Below are 25,282 nucleotides of genomic sequence, written 5' to 3' on the forward strand. Positions count from 1 at the left end.
GATGCTCTTTTATTTTTTCAGCGCCGGTATATAAAACGTCTTTAATAGCGGACCGTCCATCGTACGAAACAAAATAGCTTTCCCTTCCGACATGATATATTCACTGAGCGAAAAAGCTCCATCAACTGTTTCCACCTGAACATCCAGCCGAGCTGGTATTCTCTCCAACTCTTGTTTCATCTCTTTAGCAATCTCGATTGTTAACCCCGCCGGCGAGCGAATCACGATATCAATATCACTGTTCTTTGTGACCGTTTCTTTCCCGCTTGCGAGTTCAAAACCGACACTTCCCGTCGGCCCCCACGGATAAGGATATTTTTTTAACAAGTCACTAACCTGTTCTAAACGATGGAAGATCTCCTTTGATCTTTCACGCCATCCTCTTTCATCAGCCAGCTGTTCCGGCGTAATTCGCTCCGCTATGTGCTCAATGGGCAAAAAAGCCGCAAATCGCTCATTTCTTTTGGAGCCTCTAACACCGACAGCGACGAATCCCTCAGGAGCCCTTGCTCGCCGCACAACAACATAAGGGGCATTCGTTAAGGAAACTGTTACCCATCCAGGCATAGAGGAATAGCTGATCAACTCCTTTATAGTTCTTATTTTTAATAAATCATGCGGGTTTAACTCCATTGTTCATTCAGCTTCCTTCTAACCAGGATAGATGCAGGCCGGCCAACTGTTCTTGCATAAGACGACGATAAACGAACGCTTAAATCTGTCGAGCCGTTCATCTGGACATCCTCAACCGCGCGCTGAATTTCCATATATATCACATCGCGGTCTTTTTCCCCTGGAGCATCAGCTTCCACTCCATCAACTACTGAAAATAAAGCACCAAGCTTTTCAAAAGAATCAATATCATAAGCCATCGCTGGCACTTTTTTTGTAGCTTTTTCTAACTCATCTAAACTTCGCTGTGTAATGCGGGCCGCTGATTGTTTAGACATAACATGCACATTTACCTTTGGATCATGCAGCGCAATTAACCGGTTCGCCTGCATTCCATGTGCTAAAAAGGCACCGGAAATGGCCTTGCCTGGAATGAATGAAATAACTGGATGACCGGCTAACCTTGCGGATGCATATGCATCAACAGCCGCCGCACACGCTTGATGAATACCAAGCATTTCTTCATGATATCCGTATGCCTGGCTTGGTACATCTACAATGGCCACGATCACACGTTTTTCATCTTCTTGGTCCAATTCAATGGCTTCACGAACAAATTTCGCAATGGACCAACCCTCTTCTAAACCAACCTCTCCTCTTCGAGACCTCGGAAAACGGTTATGGGTATCTGGAACAACTGCAATATAGCGTACTTTCTTATCCCCTATCATACTATCAGCGACACGAACAGAAGGAATATCACTGATTTCTTCAGCATCCCCTCGCAGTAAATCAAACCATGTCTTTCCTCGGCTTGTTGATTTATAGCTATCTAGAACAACCTCTGCTTCATCCTGAACTGCTTTTTCCGAGCGGCTCCATAACTCTCGTACTTCTTCGGATGACAAGCGTTGCAATGGATTAACCAGCCACAAAAATGTTTGATACCGCTCTACTTGTTCCGTTCGCGGATAGAGCGTAATCTCTCCTTTTATAACGGAAGTAACAGCCTCCTTGATAGCTTCTACATCATCCTCGGCTAACATATCTGCAAACCCTGAAGCTGTCCGTTGCTCTCCACCAACCGTTCTCCAGATGAGCTGCCGGTCTTGTGAATCAAATTCACGGATGCCCGCCTCCTGCTCAATCACTTCTGGTCCATTTAGCCCCAGCCGGCCTTCCCGCGTCATAATAAGTGCGCTGCAAAGCCCTGCTGTAATGGACATGCCGCCAAACGCACCAATTTTTCCAGGTATGACTCCGATAACAGGTACGTAACGACGAAGAGCCACAATAGCCGCACCAATTTCTGCGATAGCCAATAGGCCATAATTTGCTTCTTGCAGTCTTACTCCCCCCGTATCAAATACGAAAATAGGAACCGTCATAACCCCTGCTTCGCAGTCTATTAACGCCCTTTCAAGTGCGCCGGCAATTTTTGCTCCCGATATTTCGCCTATTCCCCCGCCTTGAAAATCTCCCTCCATTGAAATGACAACCGCTGGCTGGGTGTTCAATGTTCCTTTCGCTACAGTAACTCCGTCATCGCTTTGCGGTACAATTCCCTGAGTCTCCAGATGGGGAGATTCAAAGCCATCGAATGGGCCAAGTAATTCTTTATACGACCCGCTGTCTAACAGTTCTATTGCCCGTTCACGTCCATTACACTCTGTAAAACTAGCTCTTAACGCTTTCATCAACACCGCTCACCTCCAATGCTTGCGCTAAGCGTATCGTCACTACTCCCGGTGTTGCGCCAAAATCATTGATTTTTACTTTCGCAGCAACATCATGCTGGGCAAAAAAGCGCCTGATAACCGCATCCCAAGTGCCTTTGAATCCTGTAATGCCTGTACGAATAGTTATTTCAGTTTGAAAATTGCTGCAGGGCTCCATTAAAATTTCTAGATCCCCCGACCCGACGACCCCTACATGAGCCCGCCGACTAATTGTTTTTGTGGCAGGAAATGTATATGTGATTCTCTCCAAATGAAGCACCTCCATTTAATACGCAGATTCATATTCTTTTTGGACAAAATAAGCCGCTTCTTCCGCCTGCATTTTATCCAAGAAAAGTGTCGCCGCCAGCAAGTCAGCGCTCCCGCCCGGTGAAATATTGCGGCTCGTAAACTCTTCATCTAGTTGTTTCAGCTGTTCAAGTTTTTTATTCTTTAGCCATACATTTGCCTGTACTTTAGCAAATATTAGCGACTCTGCTCCTCCCCTGTGCAAAATACATGTATCATCCAAATGGGCAATCAATGATAGAAGTACGCTTAACCGAGCCGCTTCTTCTGTCATTCCGCTTTCTCGTGCCCACTTTAACATCGGCAGCGAAACCTGCATAATATGTGGAAAACTTTGCTGTGCTTCTCCTCTTGCTCCTTCTACACCATATTTAATTTTGACTCTGTCGCCGTTAGTGGGGACAATGGGACAAAACCTATCCGAAAAACGTGCTGTTTCACCCGCCTTTGAAACAACTTCTTCTATTGTATAAGTGCCTTTTCCCATCGCAGCCGCTGAAACAAGTAGACCGAGCGCCCAAATTGCACCTTTATGTGTATTGGCACCGCTGGTTGCTTCATACATTCTTTTTTCACCTTCACGGCCGATCAAAGCAATTTTTTCCCGCAGAGACTGTGAAGGGGTGAGTCCATAGCTGGCGTCTGCCATTTCTATAAACGTTTCTTTCAGTGATCTCGCTGATTTTCTCATTAAGTGAATCGTTAGATCGTTATGAGCGCCGGTGTTAGCTTGATCTACAAGCCCAGGTTTCGGTGTAAGCTCTGCTTCTTCTATTAAAGAGCGCACAGCTGCTTCGGCAACAAAGTAGCTAAAAGAATATTTTCTACTGTTCACTTCATTCCTCCTATTTACCAACTTTTGAACTTTGCCGGCGGCTTATATAATCCGTCTGACCACTCGACAATCTCTTCAATGCTTTTTGCTGCAAGCAATGATCGCTTAGCGTCTGTCCGGCGAATGTTTAAATCTTCAGGAAGAGCAATTAACCCTTCTTGGCGTAACTCATCTGTTTTTTTGGAATCATGCGTTAATCCTACTGGTGTAACACCAGCTACCGCTGCAATGGCCTGTCTTCGTTTTTCCAAGCTATCCGCTTTATATAAGTAAGCAATTCCCTCTTCCGTCACAACGTGTGTTACATCACCACCGTAAATCATGACCGGTGCGGTTGCGAGACCAGTGTCTTTTTTTACGTCAATTGAATCGAGCGACTCTACGAAAACTGGCTTGTTCCCTGCTTGAAATGTTTCCACAACCTGCACAACAAGCTTTTTTCCGCGTGCTAGCGGATCATCAGATGTCATCATATTTAACCATGCTGGGGTTGAATGCCGTCTTCCACCGGGATCATGTCCCATATTCGGTGCCCCTCCAAAGCCTGCCAGCCGCCCCCGTGTAACAGTAGAAGAGTTTCCATCCTGATCTATTTGTAGTGTGGAGCCGATAAATAAATCAACAGCATATTGCCCAGCCATTTGTGAAAGAGTACGATTCGATCGTAGACTACCATCAGGTCCAGTAAAAAAGACGTCGCGACGAGCGGCAACATATTTTTCCATGCCTATTTCTCCACCAAAACAATGAATGCTGTCAACCCAGCCACTTTCAATAGCTGGAATCATTGTTGGATGGGGGTTCAATGCCCAGTTCTTGCAGATCTTCCCTTTTAATCCAAGTGATTCTGCATAGGTTGGTAATAGCAATTCGATTGCGGCCGTGTTATAACCGATCCCATGATTCAATGACTGTACCCCATGCTTCTCATAAATACCGCGAATCACCATCATTGCCTGCAGGATTTGAATATCTGTAATATGACGCGGATCGCGTGTGAATAACGGCTCAAGTTCATACGGTTCTTTGGCGACAACAATAAAATCGATCCAAGAGCCTGGAACATCTACACGCGGCAATTCATCAACCAGTTCATTTACTTGTACAATAACAATCCCGTCACGAAATGCAGCTGCTTCGATTAATGTTGGGGTCTCCTCTGTATTTGGACCTGTATACAAGTTTCCGTGGCAATCAGCCTGATCAGCCGCTACTAGAGCGACTGATGGAATCAAATCAATAAAAAGACGGCCATACAGTTCAATGTATGTATGAATTTCTCCCATCGTCAATTTGCCATCTTCAAGCATTTGCGCCATCCGAAGGCTTTGAGGCCCTGCATAGGCAAAATCAATTTTATTCGCAATCCCATGTTCAAAAAGATCAAGGTGTTCTGGTCTTGAAATACTAGAAATAATCATATGTAAATCAAACAATCTGGTTGGGTTGGTCTGTGCAAGCGCTTTCGAAAGAAACGAAGCCTGCTTTTGGTTATTTCCCTCTAAAACAACGCGGTCACCAGGTCTGATCAACTTCTCCAACACGTCAACAATGCGATCTGTCGGGATCACTATTCCATTAACAAGATCCTTAACACTGTCAACACGCTTATTCTTCGCTTCAAGTCTTTTTATCCAAGATCTTTTTTATTTACTGCCTGCTGCATCGCTTTCACCATTCCATCCTCCTTTATTTTGACGTTTTGTGTTGGGCTATAAATAGACAATCATCAAACCCATTCTCCTCCATCGACATTACTCTCGCATCCGGAAAGGCTTTTACGGCTAATCGAGACAATACATTACCAGGAAACATTTCGATAAATAGCCTAGTTCCTTTTTCGTAAAGAACAGAAGAAGCATCGTGCCACCTAACAGCTGAAGAAACACTTTCTGCGAGATCTAGTCGAATGTCGACCGAATTATACAGTAAACGTGCAGTTCGATTACCTACATAAGGAATAACCGGACGATGAAATTCAATATTTTGAAGTGCTTTAGTTAGCGCATCTGAAACAGGGGCTAAGAGGGAGCAGTGAGAGGGCGTACGGACATTCAGCATTGAAGCGCAACGTGCTCCATTCTCTCCTGCTTCTTTCAACACTCTTTTTATCCCACATAATTCACCTGAAAGCGTCAGCTGATCCGGTGCATTTTGATTGGTAATAAAAACGGGGGATTTGTCATTTGAATAACGGTTAACGATCACCTGTAAATCGTGAACATCCATTCCCAGCACGACCCCCATGCCGTAACCTGTAGGATAAGCCTGCTCCATTAACTCTCCTCGCAGTTTCACTATTTTCAAAGCATCTTCAAAATCAATTACACCTGCAGCAACGGCTGCTCCAAAACTACCAACGGAATGTCCCGCCACAAAATCCGGTTTTATCCCTTCCGCTTCAAATGCTTTAAAAGTAGCCACTCCAGCGATGAAGAGTGAAAGTTGTACCGCCTTTGTTGAAGCAAGAGATTCTGCTGTATGAAAATTGAATACGCTCTCATTAAGCAGGTTGCTTGCCAAATCTATCAATTCTTTCACAGCAGTGTGTGACGGCAACTCATTCATCATTCCCGGTTTTTGTGATCCTTGACCTGGGAACAAAAAAGCGGTCTTCAATATATTCACCTCTTCGCTTTGAACAATTGACTATGAATGCAATTTTTTTTGAATACTAGAAATAACATCTTCGTTATGTTTATTTAAAACATGAGTTAATTCATCTAAGTTTTGTTCATTTAAAAGTTTAATAATAGTTTCATGTTCAACAATTGACTTTTCGATGTTGCCTTCATTAGCAAAAGACAAACTTTGAATTCTTAATAGCGGCCAACCAAGTCGTAAATACACATTTTTAATTGTTTCGCTCTTACTCATCTTAATAAGACACATATGAAAAGAGTGATTTAGTTGTGTGTATAAATGTATCCCATCCGCTGTCTTCATTTTCTCAAGAAGGTCTATCATTTCCTGTATTAGATCCTGATTAGGTCCATGCTTCTTAATCCGCTCCAATGCCATATTTTCAAGCATAGTTCGAATTTCAAGAAGATCATATATCTCATTTTTCGTATATTCTTTAACAATGGCGCCCTTTCTTGGGATTCTTTCCACAAGTCCTTCAATAGCAAGCAAGTAAATAGCCTCTCGTACTGGTGCCCGGCTTGTTCCATATTCTTCGGCATAGTTAATTTCCACCAACTTGTCACCTGGTTTCAATTCACCAGTGATAATTTGTTCTGTAATATGCTCTGCTATTGAATTAGATAGCGCATTATTGATTAAATTTGGTGATTTCATGATGAAAGCCTCCTTGGTCTCTTTCTATTGTCTATTGTCGACTGTTGTTTATAGTATATACGGTGAAAAAATATAATTCAATATTTTTTGAATATTTTAAATAGTCATCCTTTCCTTATGATAAATCCCTTATCCTTTTTCTAAGTTCCTGCACCTCTTTATTGATATTATCTATCCAAAAAATATATAAACACACACAACACCGCCCAATTATTGGACGGTGTTAACATTATTATAAGTTTTAGAATAAAAATAAAGATAGCTAAAGATTTCTCTTTTAATTCTGTACAACAACTGAGCCAGATTGTTGAGGATCGTTTTTAGTGTAACTAGAAATTTAGAATTGTCATTACGAGGACCTCTCTTTAACCTATTGTGATCAAAATTTAGTAAGAGGAAGATTTTCAAATAGGAGTGTTCAATTGCTTCTTAGGAGATTGTATTAAAAAAGCACCGCAGCCAGCTTAGAAATTAGCTGTTTGCAGTGCTTTTCTGTTAATGATTTTTATACTTAAAATAACCCTTACAGCAACCAAGTTCGATCATTGCTGTGATCTTATTCCATTGTCTGTCTGTTTTTCCAATTGCGCTTCTAACTCTTCCTGGCTATTCCCTGTCAGCCAGCGGATGATTTTCTATCCTGTTAACAAGGTCATTTATATATTAAAACATTAGAATAACCAATGTATTTCAGCCCTTAACTTTGCTCGAATCGTTATCGCAGGCATTATGATATGTATTGTTTACTAAAATAGTATAACCCTCAAGGTGACATCCCTGTATTTCTTTACATTAAAATTTTTTTCTCGAGATCATTAAACAATCTAAATATCATTACTCGCTCACCTGTACGTGAGCTTATATCAGTATGAAAGCTTTTTACTTTTTCTCCGGTAATAGTTAGTATAATATCCTTGAGATCTTCTATACCTGATTCAACTAATTCCGAACGGGTTTTCTTTATAGTTAGCAGTCCTTCTTTTGTTTCACAAACGGTATATTCAGCTGGTGTTAAAATGCCTTGTAAATTCACAATTATCATATCCCGTAATATATCTGTTTTAACAGATACAGATCCACGCCCAAGAAAGTCCTTTTCCCATTGAGTAATTGCCTTACTTATCTCAGATTCATAAGAACCTTTAGATGTTTTCATAAATTTCACGTCTCCTACAGAACAAAAATTATTTTTTATTTCACTAGCTATTTCTAGAGGGAGACCAAGTTCCTCCCTCCTCCACCCCAAGATACTAAATGATGATTAGGTAAGCGTTGACGCTGTTTTATTAATAGGAACCTCAGCAATTGAGAACTTTTCATCTTTAGTATTAACTATTAAACCTCGAACTTTAACATATGACGGCACTAATGGATGATGATGAATCGTATTCACACAGTTTTCGATATTGTCACTACCATTTTCTTTTCCATTTAGCCACTCATTAACTGTACCACCCGGATATTCAGGTCTGCTATTTTGAAAAAGATAATCCAATGTTTGTATTTTGTCTTTCATTGAATCAAGTTGAGTAAGTGCATTAACCGAGGCAGTCTCCCTATCTTTTGTCCCTACAACAAAAATCTCCTCAACGTTTTCCTGATAAATAGCAATAATAACCGACCTCATTATATCTCCATAAGGATTGGAAATGACAGGACCATAGCACTGTACGGTCAGCATGTTTTCTGGCCGAATATTAGTCACTTCTTGTAAAATAGGCTCCAACTCGTTTTCCATGCCCGTTAAAAACAATGCTTTTTGATTTTTATCTAAATTCATATAATACACCCCTTCTTTATGCTTATAATTTGCTGATTAAGCAGCAAACAGTTAATAGCAGTTACCAGTTTTCCCAACGTCCGTTGGAATCAATACTAGCAAGTCGAACCCATCCATTTTGAACTTTTTCTCGAAACCCGGAGTCATTATTTAATAATCTTTCTATATATTTGCTAGGTGCTTGGATGACAATCAGCAAACGAAGAGGAGAATGATAAACCTCGTGATCTGATTTCATAACGGATTGCCAAGGCAGTCCGGCTAACAAGTCACTTGCATTTCCCTGCATAACACCGAGACCCGCTGTAACGGTTTGAGTTGCTTTATTTCCGCTGCCATAATAATGAGGTGCTACTGTTGAAGCGTAATATTGAAGATTAATCCATTGGGCCACCGTTCCTGGTCCTGCAATGATGTTAGCTAGGATATCACCCCGTTCATCCTGATTCCAATCATAATTATGAAGGAAGGCTCTACCTTCCAAGTCACAACCTTTAGTTAATTCACGTTGACCGATAATAAAAGCGGCATTACGAGCTAGTCCCCATTCCGGACGTACCTCACTCCAATCTTTCGCAAATCGGTGTACCTCCGCCTTCGGATTTTTACATTTTTTATGGATGTTCGGTAATTGGGCTAGACGTTCTGCATTTGCATTGTGGCTCACTTTCGGCATAATAGCTTCGATACGATCAAAGGCTTCTTTAGCAGCCTCGGAAAGCTCAGGAACATAAATCCAGTGTAATTCATCCACCGTTGTTTTATGCTCAGCAGCTGCGAAAACGGTGTCCTCAGGGATTTTAATTCCTTCAGAAGAAAGTTTTTCTCTTACTTCAGGAAGATTGCATAAAGTAGCTAGAACTCTAGCGTTGAATCCACCTGCCGCCCCTCCGCAGGCACCGCAGTCGAGAGCCGCAGCATAGGGATTGTTGGTACTTTTACTGCCATGTCCACATATTACGACTAATGGCGCGAAATTCTTTGTTAACCCCATCATTTTCAGAGCTTGGCGTGCATAAGCCACTTTTTCTTCTTCTGAAAAACCAACAGGCATCTCCGCTTCTGTATTGGGAACATGATTAAGTGAGAGCGTTGTATTAGGTTTACGTAACCAAGTCTCATGAAGCTTATGAATAAAACGATCTGCTCCCCTAGGCATAAAACTACGTGCTACCATTTGTAGACTAAGCCAAGGTCCACTTAGCTCAGGTAAAAGTAAGTTCGAAAGTACATTCTGTTTCATCATTTTAAATGTAGAGCTTAAGGAATTAACTGTCTGTTTACGCTGTTGATATGATTTGAATTCATTTTCATCTGCAGACTCTTTTATTTGATGTTGAGGCTTTAGTATAACCGGCAAGGAAGGATGACTGTGATTACACCCGAGTTCACTAGTTGCAATCGGTAAGCCAAAGAAACCGGCAATTCCAATCGTCTCAAACGGACCTTCTTTTTCAAGTTGACGACGAAAAGGCTCTGATCGTACATCAATGCAAAATGCCAATTGGGCTAACACAGATTTTTTATTGTCGGTCTCACATTGTTTAGAGATAATCTTCTGACTTAATTGATCTGTGTAGGTTTGTTCCCAAGCTTCTAACCAAAGTTTCCTGCGAAGCTTCTCATCAAAACGATAAGCAAATGATAAATATTCGCTTTGTTCAGCCGCTGACATCTGTGACCATTCATCGATTGTAAGGTTCCCCCAATGAATCCAAGATGCTAAAAGGGGAGCAACTGAGATTTTTTTCTCTGATCGTTGATTGGCCAAAGGGAAGTACGGCTTGATAAGTGCCCACTCCATAGAAATTCGAACCGCTAAATAGTCTGTTAGGAGTGCCTGCTCATGGCTCGATTGTCGAGAACGCCAAAGCATCATGCCTGCCCATCCAGGTAAGGAAAGTAAATGACTTTCAAGATAAGCCTGTATGTCTGACTCGGGAATTTCTAGTGCGAACAATGCTTCTTGCAAAGCCAAATGTGCCTCTTGCGGCCAATTTTTTAAACTTTCACGCTGCTTTTTGCCAAGAGCTGGATCATATTGAATGAGACGCTTCCAAGCACGATAGAAACCTTCCTCACGATTTGGCATTGTCCAACCTGCCTGAGAGTCATCAAGAAATAATTTGCACCACTTGATGACATGATGATCAAGAATATCGACTAATCTTTCCCCATCTTGATTTTCTATCTGCGAACTTATTGGTTGCATTGAAGAATTTTCGATGTTGTCCCTCTTCCATCCACCACACTCATCTGCTAACTGCTCCAGTTTAGGTGATGACAAAAGAGTAGAAGGTAGTGGATCTAATTTTAGTGCGGCATGGCAAAATTGCTCTGCCACGTCTTGTGGGATGTTAAATGGATGTGAATCAAGCCAATGCTGCAGCCCCATTTCCACATAAGTTTCATCAATCTCTCCCTTATTCTTCGCCGAGAGAATCATAGAGGCACTAGGGTATATATCAATATCACGAGTAGTTTTTAACCGACCTGCAACCTGGTCAAAAGATTGCTTTTCAAGTCCCAGCCACGGACTACGCGCTGCAAAGGTAGAAATAGGTCCAAGCGGTGCAATCACTTGGCTAGCTGCTTCTATTAAAACGTTAATATCAATTTCTTGAAAATCAATATTTGTATCTTTTATTTTAAAATGTTCCTTCGTTAATACAGATACACCCATCACTGATCGCCTCCTTATGATAAATATTGTTTAAGGTAGTTTGGATGACTTTCTACTGACTTTGGTTTCGCTTCACCTAACCGTACTAACCAAAGGTAGAGTACTGCGAAGGAAACAGAAGAACGATTACGAGCAATCCACTTGCCTATCGCACTACCAAATAGTAAGAGACATACAACAATGACAACAACTGATATCGGAGGTTGAGCACTCTGAAAAACGGTTGCATGCAACCACTCATAGAAGAGGTTATGAATGATAAAATAAACGAGGGCCATTCCTCCTAAAAGTGATAAGCCAGTAATTCGACCAATTCTCCCCTCTCCAAAAGCCACGAGCTGTGTCCAAGAAACGGACAATGACCACCCTAAGATTAAGGCACTAATCAATTGATACCCCTCTCCAGGAGCCGTGAGCCAAAAAGCAACCCCTACAACTAAGCCTAAAGACCGGCCAGCAATGATCCATAAATAGGATGAGTGTTCATTAACAACGCGAGGTGACACTTCGTAACGGCGCACCGCCGAGCCAGACTGTAAAAACAGCGTAGCCTTGAACAAACCATGTAAAATAAGATGCATAATAGCTGCAATATACGCACCTAATGCACACTGAATAAGCATGAATCCCATTTGTCCGATCGTCGAGCCTACTAACTGACGTTTATAATCGACCTGAACTAAACTAATTCCGGATCCAATCAATACAGAAATACTGGCAAGAATAAGTAACACAACCAAAGCTATGTCCCTATCAAAGAGAGGGGAAAATCGAGTTAGCATAATCCCGCCTGCATTTACTAAACCTGCGTGCATTATCGCTGAAACAGGAGTCGAGGCAACAGCAGACTCAATTAACCACCGTTGGAAAGGCCACTGAGCTGCAGGAACTACCACTGCTAATATAATCAATAAATTAATCCCTGTTCTTTCCCATGGTGCAAGTTGAGCCAAACTGTCAGTTGTTAGAGCTAATGGTAACTGCCATTGACCTGTGACTTGAAAAAGCCAAATCATCGCAAACAACAAAGAAAACCAACTTAATATAAATAATCGGCCAGCAACCTTGGCTGCTTCATTCGTTACTTTCCAAGCACTATTTAACCTTATCAGCAAGGTTAACCCGAGGAGAGTTGCTCCCCAACATACGACCATCAAGCGGAGATCCGCACTTAACCATGCAGTTGAAGCAACACCTGTAGTGAATGTAAAAAGGGTAAAATACTTACGATAATGGCGATCTCCCATTAAGTAACGTACAGAAAAACGCTGAATGATTAAACCAATTGTAAGAACAAAGAAAGCCATTAACCAAGCTAAGGAATCCAAGTACCAAGAACCCACATTTCCATTTACATTACTATTAGCAAGAGCCACCAAGGAAATCAAAGCCGGTAAAGCCACGATACCAATATGAATGCGAACAAAACTCAAGGGTATCCGTGGATGTAAAAACAATAGTCCACTTAGCCCAGAAGCAATAAGCACAACAAAAAATAATGTTAACAATGATGACAAATTCAGCGAAACTACCATCTCATATTCTCCCTTTTTAAGCAGTGTTAACGTACAAGAAGTCCTTTTAATTCAGGCGATATTTTTTCGATAATTTCATGCAGTTTTGTTTTTTTGCTAGTTACATGTTATTTTTCCAATAAAAAAACCGACAGCTTTGATAGTTCAATGATAATTTTCAATCATTGAACTATTAAAGTTGTCGGCTTCACTTCAACTAACTTCAGCGAAGTTTTTTGAAGTGCTACCTTTTATAGGTCATTTTAACTTATGTTTTAATTTCCTTCTAAAGAAGACATCGGTATCACTTTAATTTAATCTATTGAGGATGAAATAAATTAATTTATGTGACTGTTCCTTGTTTATATTAGGATGCTTTTTCATCCAGTCAATATTAAATATTAAAAGAATGCTAAAGGCCTAATTATTTAAAAGGGACAGAAATAATATTTGTCGATTATTAAGTTAAGTATAAGTTATGCCATATTTTAAAAACTGTCAATAGGAAAGTCTTCCTACACTAGTTTAATAGAACCCAGCTTAGATGTTGGAATACGCAGAATAAAGTATCCATTCCTTTTTTAATAAATAATATGTTTTGCAAACTATCGTTTTAGCTTAGCGTATTCCTTTACAGACTTATCAAAAAGTGGTTTACTGCAGAGTATTTGTCTACTGTTCATCATTTTTTTCTTGTCATAGACTATACAGATCCCTATTCCTACTTTTCAGAGAACCCGGAAGCAAAGTATATATCGCTAGACGATCCTTTAAAATTCAGAGAATATATTGATCATCGTGATTTCACTCCCGAGCATGCACTGTACTTAAACGTATAAAAACATTACCAACCTTCTGCTGCTCCATAGATAAAAGGCTTTTGGGATTGTTTCATTCAATGGCTGAATCAGTCATCCATCTCAAAATGTAGTTTTAAATGATGCCAAAAAAATCGGTACCTATAATAAGTAATACTAAACATAACATAAATAACATCTCTAAAATGGTTGCTAGATAAGCCTTTCGATTTTCATCGTACTTCCACTCCATTACCGCTCGTACAGTTTCCGTCATCATTAAAAACGGAATAGGGAGAAGAAACCATCGCTCGGATTGCAGAATCGTTTCTTCTCCGCTATAAGGACTACTATAGATAAACCCTACGAGTACAAAGATGAAAACAATTCGAATCGTCCAATCTAGTTTTCTATGCAATCCATTAATGTAATGATTAGCAAACCAGAATTTCCTCTCCACCCTTAACCTCCTTCTTACTATAACTCCAAATGCTATACTCAGCGACACAAAAGCAATTAATAACGCTATCCATGCGTACACTTCATTCCTATCCGATTTCCTCACCGCCTTTTCACTCATCTTTCCCTAATCATATCAACGAATGGAATTATGTTCCATATTTTCAACTCGCTTGCCAATCCATACCTTCGTCTATCCCTCATCATGATTAGCTCTTTTCAGCAAGGTTCCTGATGGCAACAGGCTATTCTCTCTAATATGTCTTAAACAGTTTTTCAAATTGAGTATTCAGGTTTTTCGTGCAGTTTGTCTGTCTAGGCAGCTGCGTTTGATGTTTAAGTCCCTCTCTTCAATGTCCCGAGAATAGCTAATAGCAAGAGTGATTTTCCTTGCTGCTGCATGGTGCAAACGAAGTCTCATCGCTACTTCATCGACCATTTCATGAATCACAACCATAATCTCTCGTTCGTTATAATAATCACGCAGTAATATTTGGCTTTTAGAAAATGATTTTTGAGCAAACAAAAAGAATCCTGTCCCGTCGAGTTCTTCTGGTATTCCTTATTTAACTAAAGCCCCCTGTTAGTTGAAGAATAATTGCCTTTTTTAGTCCTCAAAATTTTCATCATAAGGGTTCGCATACAAATTTATATCAAATTCAGCTTTTATATTATTTGCAAAGTCAATCTGTTCCTTATATTTTAATCCTTATTATTCGCAAGTTCTTTACGATCAGTTGCTTTTGGTGGCTGTTCCATCCATCCATGATCAATCATAATATTAGCACCATCTTCTACATATACCCCAATCTTCATTAGAAATCGAGCATACATTGCCCCAAGATCACGTCTTCCATTAAGTGACATAGCATTGGCGTAAGACCTAATTTTCATGGAAAACATATCTATTTTATGCCCTACCATTAATTTATCCGAAAAAGGAGAAAAGGTCGAAGTACCTACTAGGTCGTCTAGTAACGGAGGAGATGGCAAGTTATTTTTATGCAGTTGCTGTGAACATTCTTCTATTTGGTTATTTGTAATTTCCTTTCCTCTTAAAAGAAAATTTTTTACTCTCTCAGCTTTGGCCACTTGACTAAAACCAATTAACAATCCCTTACTTGTTACATTATTTTCAATATTATCATAGAGATGTGAAATTTCTAATGCGTGAAGAGATCGAACATCTCCCAAAAAGCCCTTTAAAAAACTTTGTTTTTCTACAAAATCAATTTTGTCTGGTGTTGGAATTTGTGGAGGCATTGTATAATGTCCCTTTGCCATTAATGTATCGTTAACCTCAGTTATTAAATTTATTGTAGAGTTAAGCGTTTTAATATAGAAATCCCTTATGTCTTTTCTCGCCATTATAGGTATGGCTATTGAATAAATACTCATTCCTGCTTTACCCGCATACTTTAAGTAATGAAGATAAAATTCATCTGCAAATAACCTTGGAGCACCTAAGTTCACATCTTCATCCGTAAACCCAATTGGCACAGGAAAATTTTCTTGGATAAATATATCTTTAATATTTTCTATAAGCGTCTCACATAGATTTAGGGCTTTTTTTACGACTTTTTTGATATCTTTATCATCGATATGCTGAAGAAAGTAACTAAGAACACATTTGGCCATCGTATTCCCTGTATAAGTTACCCAAAGTTTTCCCATTTCAGTAGATGTTAATCTCATTTGATTATGATTGCTTTTCATTGTACAACCTCCAATATTGTGTACATCAGAAAATAATATGTCCTTTATTGGAAAATATATACGAGCCCTCCTAAAACAACATATAGAATGTGAAAAGTTTTATAACTGTAGGTAAATGATGAGTGACTTTGCAGGTCAAAAGCATTATTCTATTTAATGGTCCTTTAATTGAACAGCCCGACAGAAGTTTAAAGATCAAAAGAAAAACACTCATAACAGGGATTCTCAAACTTTGGTAAAATGCAATCCCAAAAACCAATTAAAACAAATTAATATTAAGAATTTTAATGAAGTTTCATATTATTTATTGTGTTTTTTTGCCGGCATTTAAAAAAAAATTCACAAAAGTCTACTCATATATTTACATTCCCTCCCTACAATTGGACATGTCAGATTATTTTAAATTGGAGGGTAAATGAATGAACTCTAAATCTAACATGTTTAAAAAAGTAGTAGTGGGAACTTCATTAACTTTGGCGATGTCACTTTCTGTAACAAGTGCAGATACCCCATTTAATGTTTTATCCAACAGCAGTATGTCATCCGTTGCATTTGCTAATGAAGGAACAGTTCTTGACATTAATTTTAACAACAATGTAGTCGATAGCTCCTCAAGTGCTATAACTCCTCAAATCAAAGGCAATCCAGGGTATGTTCAAGGACGAATTGATCAAGCAATTAAATTTACATCAAAAGGACAATATGTAGACTTGGGCAATCGTGACGATTTACGTTTTGGGGAGGCCACAGATTTTTCTGTTGCCTTCTGGATCAAATCAGACAATATTGAAGGAGACCCTGCTATTATTTCAAATAAGAGTTGGAATTCTGGAAGCAACACAGGTTGGAATTTATCATTGAACAGCTCAAAACAACTTGATTGGAACTTCAAGACATCCGGAAGCGCACGAAAAGATTATCATATGGAAAATGTAGCTGATAATCAATGGCATCACATTGTTGCTACGCATGATCGTGAGGGAAGTGCCTGCTTTTATAAAGATGGTAGCTTAGTCCATTCTATCGATATTTCTGGAATGAAAGGAACTCTTGATACCTCCTATACGACGAAAATCGGACAAGATGGCACAGGTAATTATGATTCTACTCTTACTGCCGCAGTGGATGATCTTAAAATCTATCGAAATGTTTTGAGCGAATCGGAAGTCCGTGCCATGTATGATAGTGCACCTCCACTTCAACCGACACCAGTAGAATCAATTTCTTTGGATCAAACTGAACTCAATCTGAAGGCAGGAGCACCGATGCCACTGACAGCAACGGTTTCTCCATCAGATGCAACGGTAAAGGATGTGGAATGGATTTCTAGTGATGAAACAGTAGCGAAAATCGAAATGATTAACGACCGTCCTACAATCATTGCAGTGAAAGCGGGCGAAGCAACGATTACGGCCAAAACAGTGGATGGAGGCAAAACAGCTACAGCTAACGTACATATATCCAACTCCATTGACGTGTCGGGAGATGGGTTGTTAACGGAAGATGATCTAAAACTCATCCAGAAAAACAAAAATAGTCGCGAAGGTGACAAACGTTGGAAACATGCGCAGATAGCGGATATTAACGATGATAAAAAAGTGGATCACTTAGATGTGAAAATGATGAAAGATAAACTGGCTCCTTACAAGAAAGATTTTCTTTATAAGCGAGTAGTATTCATTGGTATCGATGGAGCAGGAAACGGGGTAAAAGACCCACAAGCAAACGCAAGAAATATACAGAAGCTAATGAGTGAAGGCGCTGGAACATATGAAGCAAAAGCAATGATGCCCACGATTAGTGGGCATAACTGGGGATCCATGCTCCATGGGGTTGTACCTTCAAAACATGGTTTGAACAATGAAAATACAGGTAATCCTTACCCTGAAAAAAATCCTTATCCATCTTATATGAAATTGCTGAAACAAGAGCGTCCTATGCTTAATCAAGCTTCCTTTACTACATGGTCACCGATCAACAAAGGAATTATTGAAGATTCTTCAGGTGCTTATAAAGTAAATGGTGGGAACGATAATAATACGACACAAAAAACGGTGGACTATATCAAAGCAGAAGGTAAAAACAGTCGCAATATTTTTGTTCATTTGGATGAAGTGGATGGTGCAGGTCATAACCATGGCTATGGCAGCCTGAAATGGTATGAGGCATTACAAAAAGCGGATCAGCAAGTTGGAAAAATTGTCCGAGCTATAGAAGAAGAAGGACTGATGAAGGATACTCTAATTATCATCACAACGGATCATGGTGGGAAAGGTTATGGTCATGGTGGTTCCTCCCCAGAAGAACAGACCATTTTCTGGACTGCTAAAGGAAAGTCTATTAAGCCTGGCACCGTATTGTCTGATGTAGAAAATATAGATACTGCTGCCGTCATTGCTCATGCGCTACGACTAGATATCCCTGAGAATTGGGATTCACAACTCCCTCCAGCAGTATTTCAAAACAAAAGATAAGAAAAGTAAAAAAAACAGGTGCATTTTTCATTATTAAGAAAAATGTATCTGTTTTCATTAATTCTCTTTTATTCCCTTTTATAAAGAGAGAAATTATATTTTTATTTAATCAAGGCGACTAATAGGACTGTCTGCTTTATTGTATTAACATGCCTCGTTCGCCCAATAAGTCTTACTCCATGAAATAGCCTGTTTGTGAAATTATATAAATACCAGAAAAATTCGAATATAAGACTTTGAGGAATTTGAAATGCTACAAGCCTAATGGTATAAAAAATCGTTTCCCCTATTAAAACCTACAAGTTAAGTTATAGAGTAATAATATGGATAGTCTCCCCGTTGATGAAGTTCCAGCATAACATTTTTAATTTCGTCTTCCCCCTCTTTGTCCTTTCGGTGTTGCTCATTTATTCTTTTCCACAATCAGCGCAAAATAAGGTTATACTCTGTGAAATGATACCATAAAGCCGCAAAGTATCCTTTTACCTGCGGCTTTATGGTACTTAATGTTTTAAGGTTAATGTAAGGTTTACATTAAATTCGTGTAAGGTTGGGGCGTTATACTCGCTTTACAAAGATAACTTTTAAAAGGGAGTAGTAGAGTATGAATCCATCCATTACACAAAAGGAAAGAATCATTTCCTTAGATATTATCCGTGGTTTTGCTTTATTTGGGATTTTGTTAATTAATGTAGGGGCCTTTAAAATCCTTACTGATGACACGGTGATTCCAGATTATAACGGTATGAACGGAATCGTTGCTGTATTAACCGATATTCTTGTAGAGAAAAAATTCTTTTCCATTTTTTCTTTTCTATTTGGTGTGGGGTTTTATATTTTTGCCTCGCGTGCTGAAAGTCGTGGGGATAAGCCACGCTGGCGCTTTGCCAGACGTTTATTCGCTCTGTTGTTAATCGGTATTATTCATTTTTTATTTTTTTGGGGTTCTATTCTAGTACCCTATGCCGTTATCGGCTTCCTTCTGATCCCTTTTTATCGGGCAAAGGTGTCAACAATTAGCAAGTGGCTTGGCGGATTGATTACAGTGCACATCTTATCGCTATTATTGGTGGTCTTTGCTCCAAACATGGGGATGTTCTCAAAGATTTTTACCTTTCTTGGGAATGATGCGATTACTATTTTCATTATGTTTTTATCTGGATTTTTAGCAGCTAAAGCGAATTGGATTAGAAAAATAAGTGATTTGTCCATTCAGATAAGATGGCTCCAAATCGTTACCTTTCCATTGTTTATCGGTTTCTCTATTTGGATCTGGTTCGCCTCACAAGGTAACGATCAACATATTCAAGAAATCATTGCTTTAGGTACAATACCGACAACCTATTTATACTTATCGAGCATGTTTGTCATCCTAGAAAATAAACGCATGGCAAAACTTCTGCAGCCGATTGCCAAGGTTGGTCAGATGGCGTTTACAAATTATTGGGCACAAAGCTTTATCGGGCTGGCCATCATTTCAATCATGGATCTTGAAGTGGTTTCGCCGATAAACATTGTCATTATTTCCATCATTATTTTTACGATTCAAATCATTTATAGCGTCATTTGGTTTAAATTCTTTAAGATGGGGCCATTAGAAAAAGTATGGCGATTTATGACATATGGCAGGAATACAGCAGCCATGAGGAAGTAATGACGCTATGAATGTCTTGTATTCAATTGAACAATAATAAGGCAGACGAGATGCGCAAATATCAGCGCATTTTGTCTGCCTTTTAAACTGATTCAAAGTATAATGGTCAAAATAATAAAAATAGACGGCAGCCATGACGAGTTAATTGTGTACAGATAATAAAGTTATTTGCTTCCTATTGAACTAACGCACTTGATAGCTCACCATGTCTAAAGACTTTATTATTTGACTCCTATACTAAGCTTTCTTCTCCCCCATTTTATGATAAAGAGACATGATGACCCAAATAGCAGTTGGAAGTGCGATTGCTCCAATGATCATAGACGCTATAAGTTGAATGGGACTGCCATCGACAAATAACAAAATAATAACAGCCACTAAGAAAAGAAGGATAGGTATCGTTTTCGATAGATGAACGAGTCCTTTTTTTCTTTTGCCTTCCATTTGTTGTTGTAGGTTGCAGTTACAGTCCACGCTGTCGGAATGGCAAACACAGTGAAAACAATAGCTATTACACGAAGTACTGATTCTAAGGTGCCAGAGCTTATCATCGCTCCAACCCATGTGAGTACTGTTATTAAAACTAACGGAATTGCTAGGAGCTTCATGGAACTAATTAAATTTTCATACTTTTCAACCGATGTATCACGGTCACTATAAATCGGCTTTGTACCAGGATGTGCTCGAAATAAATGAATATCTCCTTCTGAGGCAATATGCGACCATCCACAGGATGAAAAAAAGTCAAAGTATTCCTCTTCTTCATCCTCTTTTAATGAACGATAATCTACACTGTAGATATAATCTGAGCTTTCTCCTTTTTCAAGCGTATACCCCATAAACTTAAAGTCACTGACATGCCATCCCTTCAAAGAAAATCGGCGCAATTTTTCCATGTCCTTATCTTCAGAAAAAGCTAATCCACCTGACGTAATATACTTTGTTTGTCTCATTCTTCAACCTCCTTCAACCCAGCTTCCGCTAATTGAATCATCTGTTTTCTTAGCTTCACATCTTCTTCTAATACGTCTCTGCCCTTTTCAGTAAGCAGATAGGTTTTACGCCTTGAATCCGAACCATCATACAAACAAATCCACTCTTGTTTTAATAACTTTTTAATAATCGTGTACATTGAAGCAGGACCTATCGTAATGGCACCTTTTGTTGTTTCTTCAATTAAGCTCATAATTGCATAACCGTGCCTTGGTTTCGTTAAAGCAGCCATAATGTAAAACATTGAGTCTGTTAATTGCTCCGATTTATTCAATCTATCACCCTCTATATCACCTTAGGATATATCATAAAACGATATATCTATCTGTAAACAATATATCATGATGTGATATATATGTCTAGAGTTATATCACAAAATGATACATTAATTTATGATCCCTTTCTTATACAGTAAAAGAAGAACCCTTATGCCGGGCTCTTCACTAAATCTAAAAGTAAATGATGTTCTTGTTCATTGTTCTTTTACAACTAAACTGTTCCATTAGTGAAACAAGGATTTTTAAATAACTTTATTATCTCTAAAAAATTCTTAGTATTAACGGATTGACCAATGCCATTCAAGGGCTTTCTTTTCTATTTTTTGACAAAATTGTCTTTACCATCACAATAGCCATCAATGTCAGTGGGATATTTTTCAGCTAATTTACTTTTTAATTCTCCATATTCTTTACTTATTTCTGGATGTTGGCGAAGATAATCTCTAAACGACAGGTGTCTTTCAATTTCTTGTACATTGTCATACTGAAAAGCATGAATGTGATGAGTCCGATTATCCCTGCCTTTACGAAAGTATCTTCTTCCTTCTATTCCGAACTCACCCATGACTTCATAGCCAATGCTTTCAATTTGTTCAGAGTAAGTATCTAATTTACTGATGTCTTTGACGACAAGTAGAATATCGATGATAGGTTTTGCTTTTAGACCTGGAACGGATGTACTGCCAATATGGAAACTATTCAACAGTTCTTTTTGAAGAAAAGTCTTAATAGACAGTTCTTCTTTTTTATACTCATTGTTCCAATTTTGATTATAACCTACAACTTTTATATTCATTAAACGCACCCCCTTGCTTTTTCACACAAACAATCCGAATACCTGTTATTTTAAAGCCCCTTACTCCACTAAAGCGTCTGTTAGTTGAAAAAAAGACTATTTGTTTTTTCTATATGGCATGTTTACCGATTAATATGTCCACATCAACAGTTATTTGAGTGGAATCCTCATTAAAAAAAGATTCTACCCGCTCTTCTGTTATTGACCAAGTTAGCGGAGTCATGTGAACCAACCATTCAAGTGAGAATTTATTAAGGTTTATGGTATAGCTCAATCTTGAACTTTCTACAAATTGAAACCTCTCATTAAATCTCTTTACAGTCTCTGAATTAGAGTAATTTTGTTTCTCAGAATGATGAAAAAGATGTTCTCTTAACTCTTTTAAGTAACCGCTTTGAGGCACAATCTTAATTAGTAAGCCACCTGATGTCAACAATCTATTAAATTCGGCATAATTTGACGGAGATAAGATATTCAGAATAACATCGAACTGTTTGTTTTTAAATGGTGTGTTAGCAAGGTCAGCCACAGCCCAAATCTTATTAGAGTAGCGCTTAGAAGCTGCCATGATGCCTTCTTTAGAAATATCTATGCCTACTCCTGCTACGCTTTTGAAAAAGCCAGACCTAACAATATCGCAAATATCAGCAAGATGTGAACCCTCGCCACAGCCTGTATCAAGTATAGATAGTATTTCTTCTGTCTTATCAGCGTGTTCATCTATCATTTTTGCAATTTCATGGATGAGCGGTTTATAAAATGCACCTTCGGTAATAAGTTTTCTTCGTGCTTCAAAAAGACCTTTGCTATACTTGGTATTTACTGAGTGAGTCATCAAGTTTACATATCCTTGCTTGGCAAAATCGAACGTATGATGATTTGAGCAAACTAAACTTTTAAACTCCATAACCTTCATAGATGAATTACAAATTGGGCAAGCAAAAATGCCTTCAAAATGGCTCACATATTTCGCACTCTTTATTCTTTTATTCTCCTGTAACAAAGAAGTCACCTCATTCATTCGTTTTTAGATAAATGAAAAAGGCATAGACAAATAAACCCTCATCATATTTTCAAAAAAAACATGAGTTGGATTTGAAAATAGTCTATACCCATTTTTATCTATAACGAATGAATTGAATAATCATGAAACTAACTCCTTTTTTACATAGATAGGATTAAACCTACAGATAAATAATAACGAGTCTTTGTCGTACTTGCAAAGCTTTTTCATAAACGATCAGACTTTTTGATAAATAATTAAGCTTTATTTCAAGGCCACAATTTTATCACAAAGTTTGATCATTTAAACACCGTGTTTCGAACGACAATTGCTCCCTTTTTCCTCTATATCTTTTTTAGCAAACTCGTTTTAGTAAAAAAAGAGTCAATCCTTCTTAGATAAAAGTCCTTCCAGGCGGTCCCCCCGGTTGGACAAGCATCAAAAAAGCCAACATGAGCTTGTTGGCTTTAAACAAATTATAACTTAAAAATGAAGTTTGATTATATGGCGTAGTTTAGATATAAAAAAAAGAGAAGTGCTGTAACACTCCTCTTTTGGTAACACTGCCGTCAGGGCAGTTGTTGTCACGTTATAAAATTAAGCTTTATGTGATCTACCCTTTTTTCTGCTTGTCACGACGAGGTTGGATTCGATTTAATAATTTATTGTTTCAATTCATTTACTCTTCGATTATATAAAGCCTTTCTTCCGCTAATCCAATATCCAAACAAAAACAGTTCACCAATCATAACGAATAAAATTAATTTTGCCATTGACCATTCAACCATTCCTAATGTGTGTAAAAATGTTAATGTGACTAAATATAAGAAGGGTAAAATAAGCCCCCAATACGGTTTATCCCGAGTGGATAACAAATGTTGGACGGCAAATACAAGCAGGATTATACACAATCGATACCAATCATTCATTTATATCTTATCTCCCTTGTCGTAGTGTAAAGGCTCTGCTGTTTGAACATCGCGCTTTGCCCATAATTTGATTAATTTGTTCAAGAAAACAAAAAGGAGCAAAATCCTAATAAGCATATGTCCTGCATCCCAACCGAATGGAATATGAAGAAGTTGCGGCAGCATTTCAATGATTCTGTATCCAAAAAATAAGATAAGAGCTAAATAGATGACGCATTGAAATACTTTCATGAGGCTTCTCCTCTTTGAACCATCCCTTTCTTTTCCTTCAGGCGTCCGCTCAATGAGAAATTTGTCCACATACGCAGGAGCATTTCGACCGGGCCACGCTTCCATTTTTTAAAATATTGAATGCTTATCACACATTGAAGGGCGTAAATTATGATCCCCATGATCATTGCAGCGAATACGCCCATTTTTCCGAACATCCCGAATCCATAGCCATAAAAAATGGTCGTACAAATAACGCTCTGTACTAAATAATTGGTCAATGAAAGCTTTCCTACCTGCTCAAATGCATATATGAACTTAGCAAATTTGCCGCTTGTTAATACACGCATAAATAAAAACACATATCCTAATGCTAACAGTTGCCCGCCAGCATTTCCTAAAATCCCTTCCCAGTTACTAGTAAATTGGCCCATTATTTTGCATACGATAGCGAGTGGCACAAGATATGATCCATATTTGTATAGTTTTTGTTCCGCCCGTATATTTTCAAATACATTCATTTTGGCAAAAGCCATTCCTGCTAAAAACAGCGGCGCATAGACAAATGGCGAAAGCAAGAGAACAAATAGCAGTTCGATTGGATCATCATAATACGGTGGAATAGCGTTATTACGAAAATCATAAACTTCTAAATAACTGCCGTTTTCATAAACCTTGTGTTCCTGTTCCACGTAAGCATCGTATTTGGTTTGCTCTTTCTCCGTTAAATCGTTTAGCGGCCCATACATAAGGGCTGTGCTCAAAGTGAAAAACACACCGCTCCAAATCATTAATGTTTTGGCCTTTCTATTAATAAAAATGAGTAGGAAAAACATCGTCAGACCGTAGAATAATAAAATATCCCCTTCCCATAAATAAGTAGCATGTAAAAGTCCTAGCAATATTAAACCGATGGCCCGTCTTACGATTACCCATCGGCTTTTGCGCCCTTTGTTTCGTATCGATTCGATAAGCTTAATTAATGAATAACCGAACAGTAAAGTAAAAATGGGCATAAACGAGCTTTCGATTAAAACTTTTGTTATATAATAGGCACCTTTATCAATCCAGGACAAACCAGTCACATGATCTTTCCCTATCATGCCGTATTGAAAAATCAGCAGGTTTGCTAGCAAAATACCTAATAAACTAAATCCACGTAAACTATCAATGCTCTTCACACGCTTTGATGACATTGCAGAACCTCTCCTTAATCGTTATC

The 25,282-nt window shown here is 38.7% G+C and carries 23 protein-coding genes; 2 read left to right on the forward strand and 21 right to left on the reverse strand.

What is annotated here, in order from left to right; translation table 11 throughout:
• Positions 1-9: 9 nt before the first annotated feature.
• The 14 genes from CJ483_RS23470 to CJ483_RS23540 all read right to left on the reverse strand — a co-directional run bounded on the left by CJ483_RS23470 (position 10) and on the right by CJ483_RS23540 (position 15,723).
• Positions 10-633: a malonate decarboxylase holo-ACP synthase gene (locus tag CJ483_RS23470; protein WP_120038569.1), complete on the reverse strand. Its 624-nt coding sequence runs from the start codon at positions 631-633 to the stop codon at positions 10-12.
• On the reverse strand, positions 624-2,309 hold the full coding sequence (gene mdcD / locus CJ483_RS23475; RefSeq protein ID WP_120038571.1) for a biotin-independent malonate decarboxylase subunit beta: 1,686 nt from the start codon (positions 2,307-2,309) through the stop codon (positions 624-626). The genes CJ483_RS23470 and mdcD overlap by 10 nt, the downstream gene beginning before the upstream one ends.
• Positions 2,290-2,601: a malonate decarboxylase subunit delta gene (locus CJ483_RS23480; protein WP_120038573.1), complete on the reverse strand. Its 312-nt coding sequence runs from the start codon at positions 2,599-2,601 to the stop codon at positions 2,290-2,292. Before CJ483_RS23480 ends, mdcD begins: the two co-directional genes overlap by 20 nt.
• A gap of 15 nt (positions 2,602-2,616) precedes the next feature.
• A complete protein-coding gene (locus CJ483_RS23485; protein ID WP_120038575.1) occupies positions 2,617-3,474 on the reverse strand; it encodes a triphosphoribosyl-dephospho-CoA synthase in 858 nt (285 codons plus the stop codon).
• 14 nt (positions 3,475-3,488) lie between these two features.
• Entirely contained in the window at positions 3,489-5,108 is a 1,620-nt protein-coding gene (gene mdcA, locus CJ483_RS23490; protein WP_120038577.1) for a malonate decarboxylase subunit alpha, read from the reverse strand.
• A 55-nt stretch (positions 5,109-5,163) separates the two neighbouring features.
• The gene (locus tag CJ483_RS23495; protein ID WP_120038579.1) at positions 5,164-6,093 is read right to left on the reverse strand and encodes an ACP S-malonyltransferase; all 930 of its coding nucleotides are present in this window, start codon (positions 6,091-6,093) and stop codon (positions 5,164-5,166) included.
• Between the two features lie 30 nt (positions 6,094-6,123).
• Complete coding sequence (locus tag CJ483_RS23500; RefSeq protein ID WP_120038581.1) at positions 6,124-6,774, reverse strand: GntR family transcriptional regulator; 651 nt, start codon at positions 6,772-6,774, stop codon at positions 6,124-6,126.
• 787 nt (positions 6,775-7,561) lie between these two features.
• Positions 7,562-7,930: a Na-translocating system protein MpsC family protein gene (locus CJ483_RS23510; RefSeq protein WP_120038583.1), complete on the reverse strand. Its 369-nt coding sequence runs from the start codon at positions 7,928-7,930 to the stop codon at positions 7,562-7,564.
• 105 nt (positions 7,931-8,035) lie between these two features.
• On the reverse strand, positions 8,036-8,554 hold the full coding sequence (locus CJ483_RS23515; protein WP_120038585.1) for a carbonic anhydrase: 519 nt from the start codon (positions 8,552-8,554) through the stop codon (positions 8,036-8,038).
• A gap of 61 nt (positions 8,555-8,615) precedes the next feature.
• Positions 8,616-11,237, reverse strand: a complete 2,622-nt coding sequence (locus CJ483_RS23520; protein ID WP_120038587.1) for a DUF2309 domain-containing protein — start codon at positions 11,235-11,237, stop codon at positions 8,616-8,618.
• Between the two features lie 14 nt (positions 11,238-11,251).
• Entirely contained in the window at positions 11,252-12,772 is a 1,521-nt protein-coding gene (locus CJ483_RS23525; RefSeq protein WP_120038589.1) for an NADH dehydrogenase subunit 5, read from the reverse strand.
• 912 nt (positions 12,773-13,684) lie between these two features.
• Complete coding sequence (locus CJ483_RS23530) at positions 13,685-14,128, reverse strand: DUF4181 domain-containing protein (protein WP_120038591.1); 444 nt, start codon at positions 14,126-14,128, stop codon at positions 13,685-13,687.
• 168 nt (positions 14,129-14,296) lie between these two features.
• Positions 14,297-14,533 carry a DinB/UmuC family translesion DNA polymerase gene (locus CJ483_RS23535; protein ID WP_182917199.1) on the reverse strand — a complete coding sequence of 79 codons (237 nt, stop codon included), beginning with the start codon at positions 14,531-14,533 and terminating at the stop codon, positions 14,297-14,299.
• 176 nt (positions 14,534-14,709) lie between these two features.
• Complete coding sequence (locus CJ483_RS23540) at positions 14,710-15,723, reverse strand: DUF3231 family protein (protein ID WP_120038595.1); 1,014 nt, start codon at positions 15,721-15,723, stop codon at positions 14,710-14,712.
• Positions 15,724-16,142: 419 nt separating this feature from the next.
• Between CJ483_RS23540 and CJ483_RS23545 the strand changes: the two genes are divergently transcribed.
• Together CJ483_RS23545 and CJ483_RS23550 are read left to right on the forward strand one after the other, a co-directional pair.
• Positions 16,143-18,197, forward strand: a complete 2,055-nt coding sequence (locus tag CJ483_RS23545; protein WP_120038597.1) for a LamG-like jellyroll fold domain-containing protein — start codon at positions 16,143-16,145, stop codon at positions 18,195-18,197.
• A 604-nt stretch (positions 18,198-18,801) separates the two neighbouring features.
• Positions 18,802-19,851 (forward strand): DUF418 domain-containing protein, encoded by a 1,050-nt coding sequence (locus tag CJ483_RS23550; protein ID WP_120038599.1) that lies wholly within the window; start codon positions 18,802-18,804, stop codon positions 19,849-19,851.
• Between the two features lie 377 nt (positions 19,852-20,228).
• Here CJ483_RS23550 and CJ483_RS23555 read toward each other — a convergent pair whose 3' ends face one another.
• From CJ483_RS23555 to CJ483_RS23585, 7 genes are all read right to left on the reverse strand, one after another.
• Positions 20,229-20,804, reverse strand: coding sequence for a DUF2812 domain-containing protein (locus tag CJ483_RS23555; protein ID WP_259455852.1), 576 nt, complete (start codon positions 20,802-20,804; stop codon positions 20,229-20,231).
• Positions 20,801-21,088: a PadR family transcriptional regulator gene (locus CJ483_RS23560; protein WP_481747761.1), complete on the reverse strand. Its 288-nt coding sequence runs from the start codon at positions 21,086-21,088 to the stop codon at positions 20,801-20,803. Before CJ483_RS23560 ends, CJ483_RS23555 begins: the two co-directional genes overlap by 4 nt.
• Before the next feature lie 350 nt (positions 21,089-21,438).
• A complete protein-coding gene (locus CJ483_RS23565) occupies positions 21,439-21,918 on the reverse strand; it encodes a GrpB family protein (RefSeq protein WP_182917200.1) in 480 nt (159 codons plus the stop codon).
• 109 nt (positions 21,919-22,027) lie between these two features.
• Positions 22,028-22,921 (reverse strand): putative RNA methyltransferase, encoded by an 894-nt coding sequence (locus CJ483_RS23570; protein WP_259455853.1) that lies wholly within the window; start codon positions 22,919-22,921, stop codon positions 22,028-22,030.
• 662 nt (positions 22,922-23,583) lie between these two features.
• Entirely contained in the window at positions 23,584-23,850 is a 267-nt protein-coding gene (locus tag CJ483_RS23575; RefSeq protein ID WP_120038604.1) for a hypothetical protein, read from the reverse strand.
• Positions 23,851-24,081 carry a hypothetical protein gene (locus CJ483_RS23580; RefSeq protein WP_120038606.1) on the reverse strand — a complete coding sequence of 77 codons (231 nt, stop codon included), beginning with the start codon at positions 24,079-24,081 and terminating at the stop codon, positions 23,851-23,853.
• Positions 24,078-25,256 carry a DUF418 domain-containing protein gene (locus CJ483_RS23585; protein WP_120038608.1) on the reverse strand — a complete coding sequence of 393 codons (1,179 nt, stop codon included), beginning with the start codon at positions 25,254-25,256 and terminating at the stop codon, positions 24,078-24,080. Before CJ483_RS23585 ends, CJ483_RS23580 begins: the two co-directional genes overlap by 4 nt.
• Positions 25,257-25,282 lie beyond the last annotated feature (26 nt).

It is taken from the genome of Bacillus sp. PK3_68 (assembly GCF_003600835.1).
In the GTDB taxonomy this organism is placed as follows: Bacteria; Bacillota; Bacilli; order Bacillales; family Domibacillaceae; genus Pseudobacillus.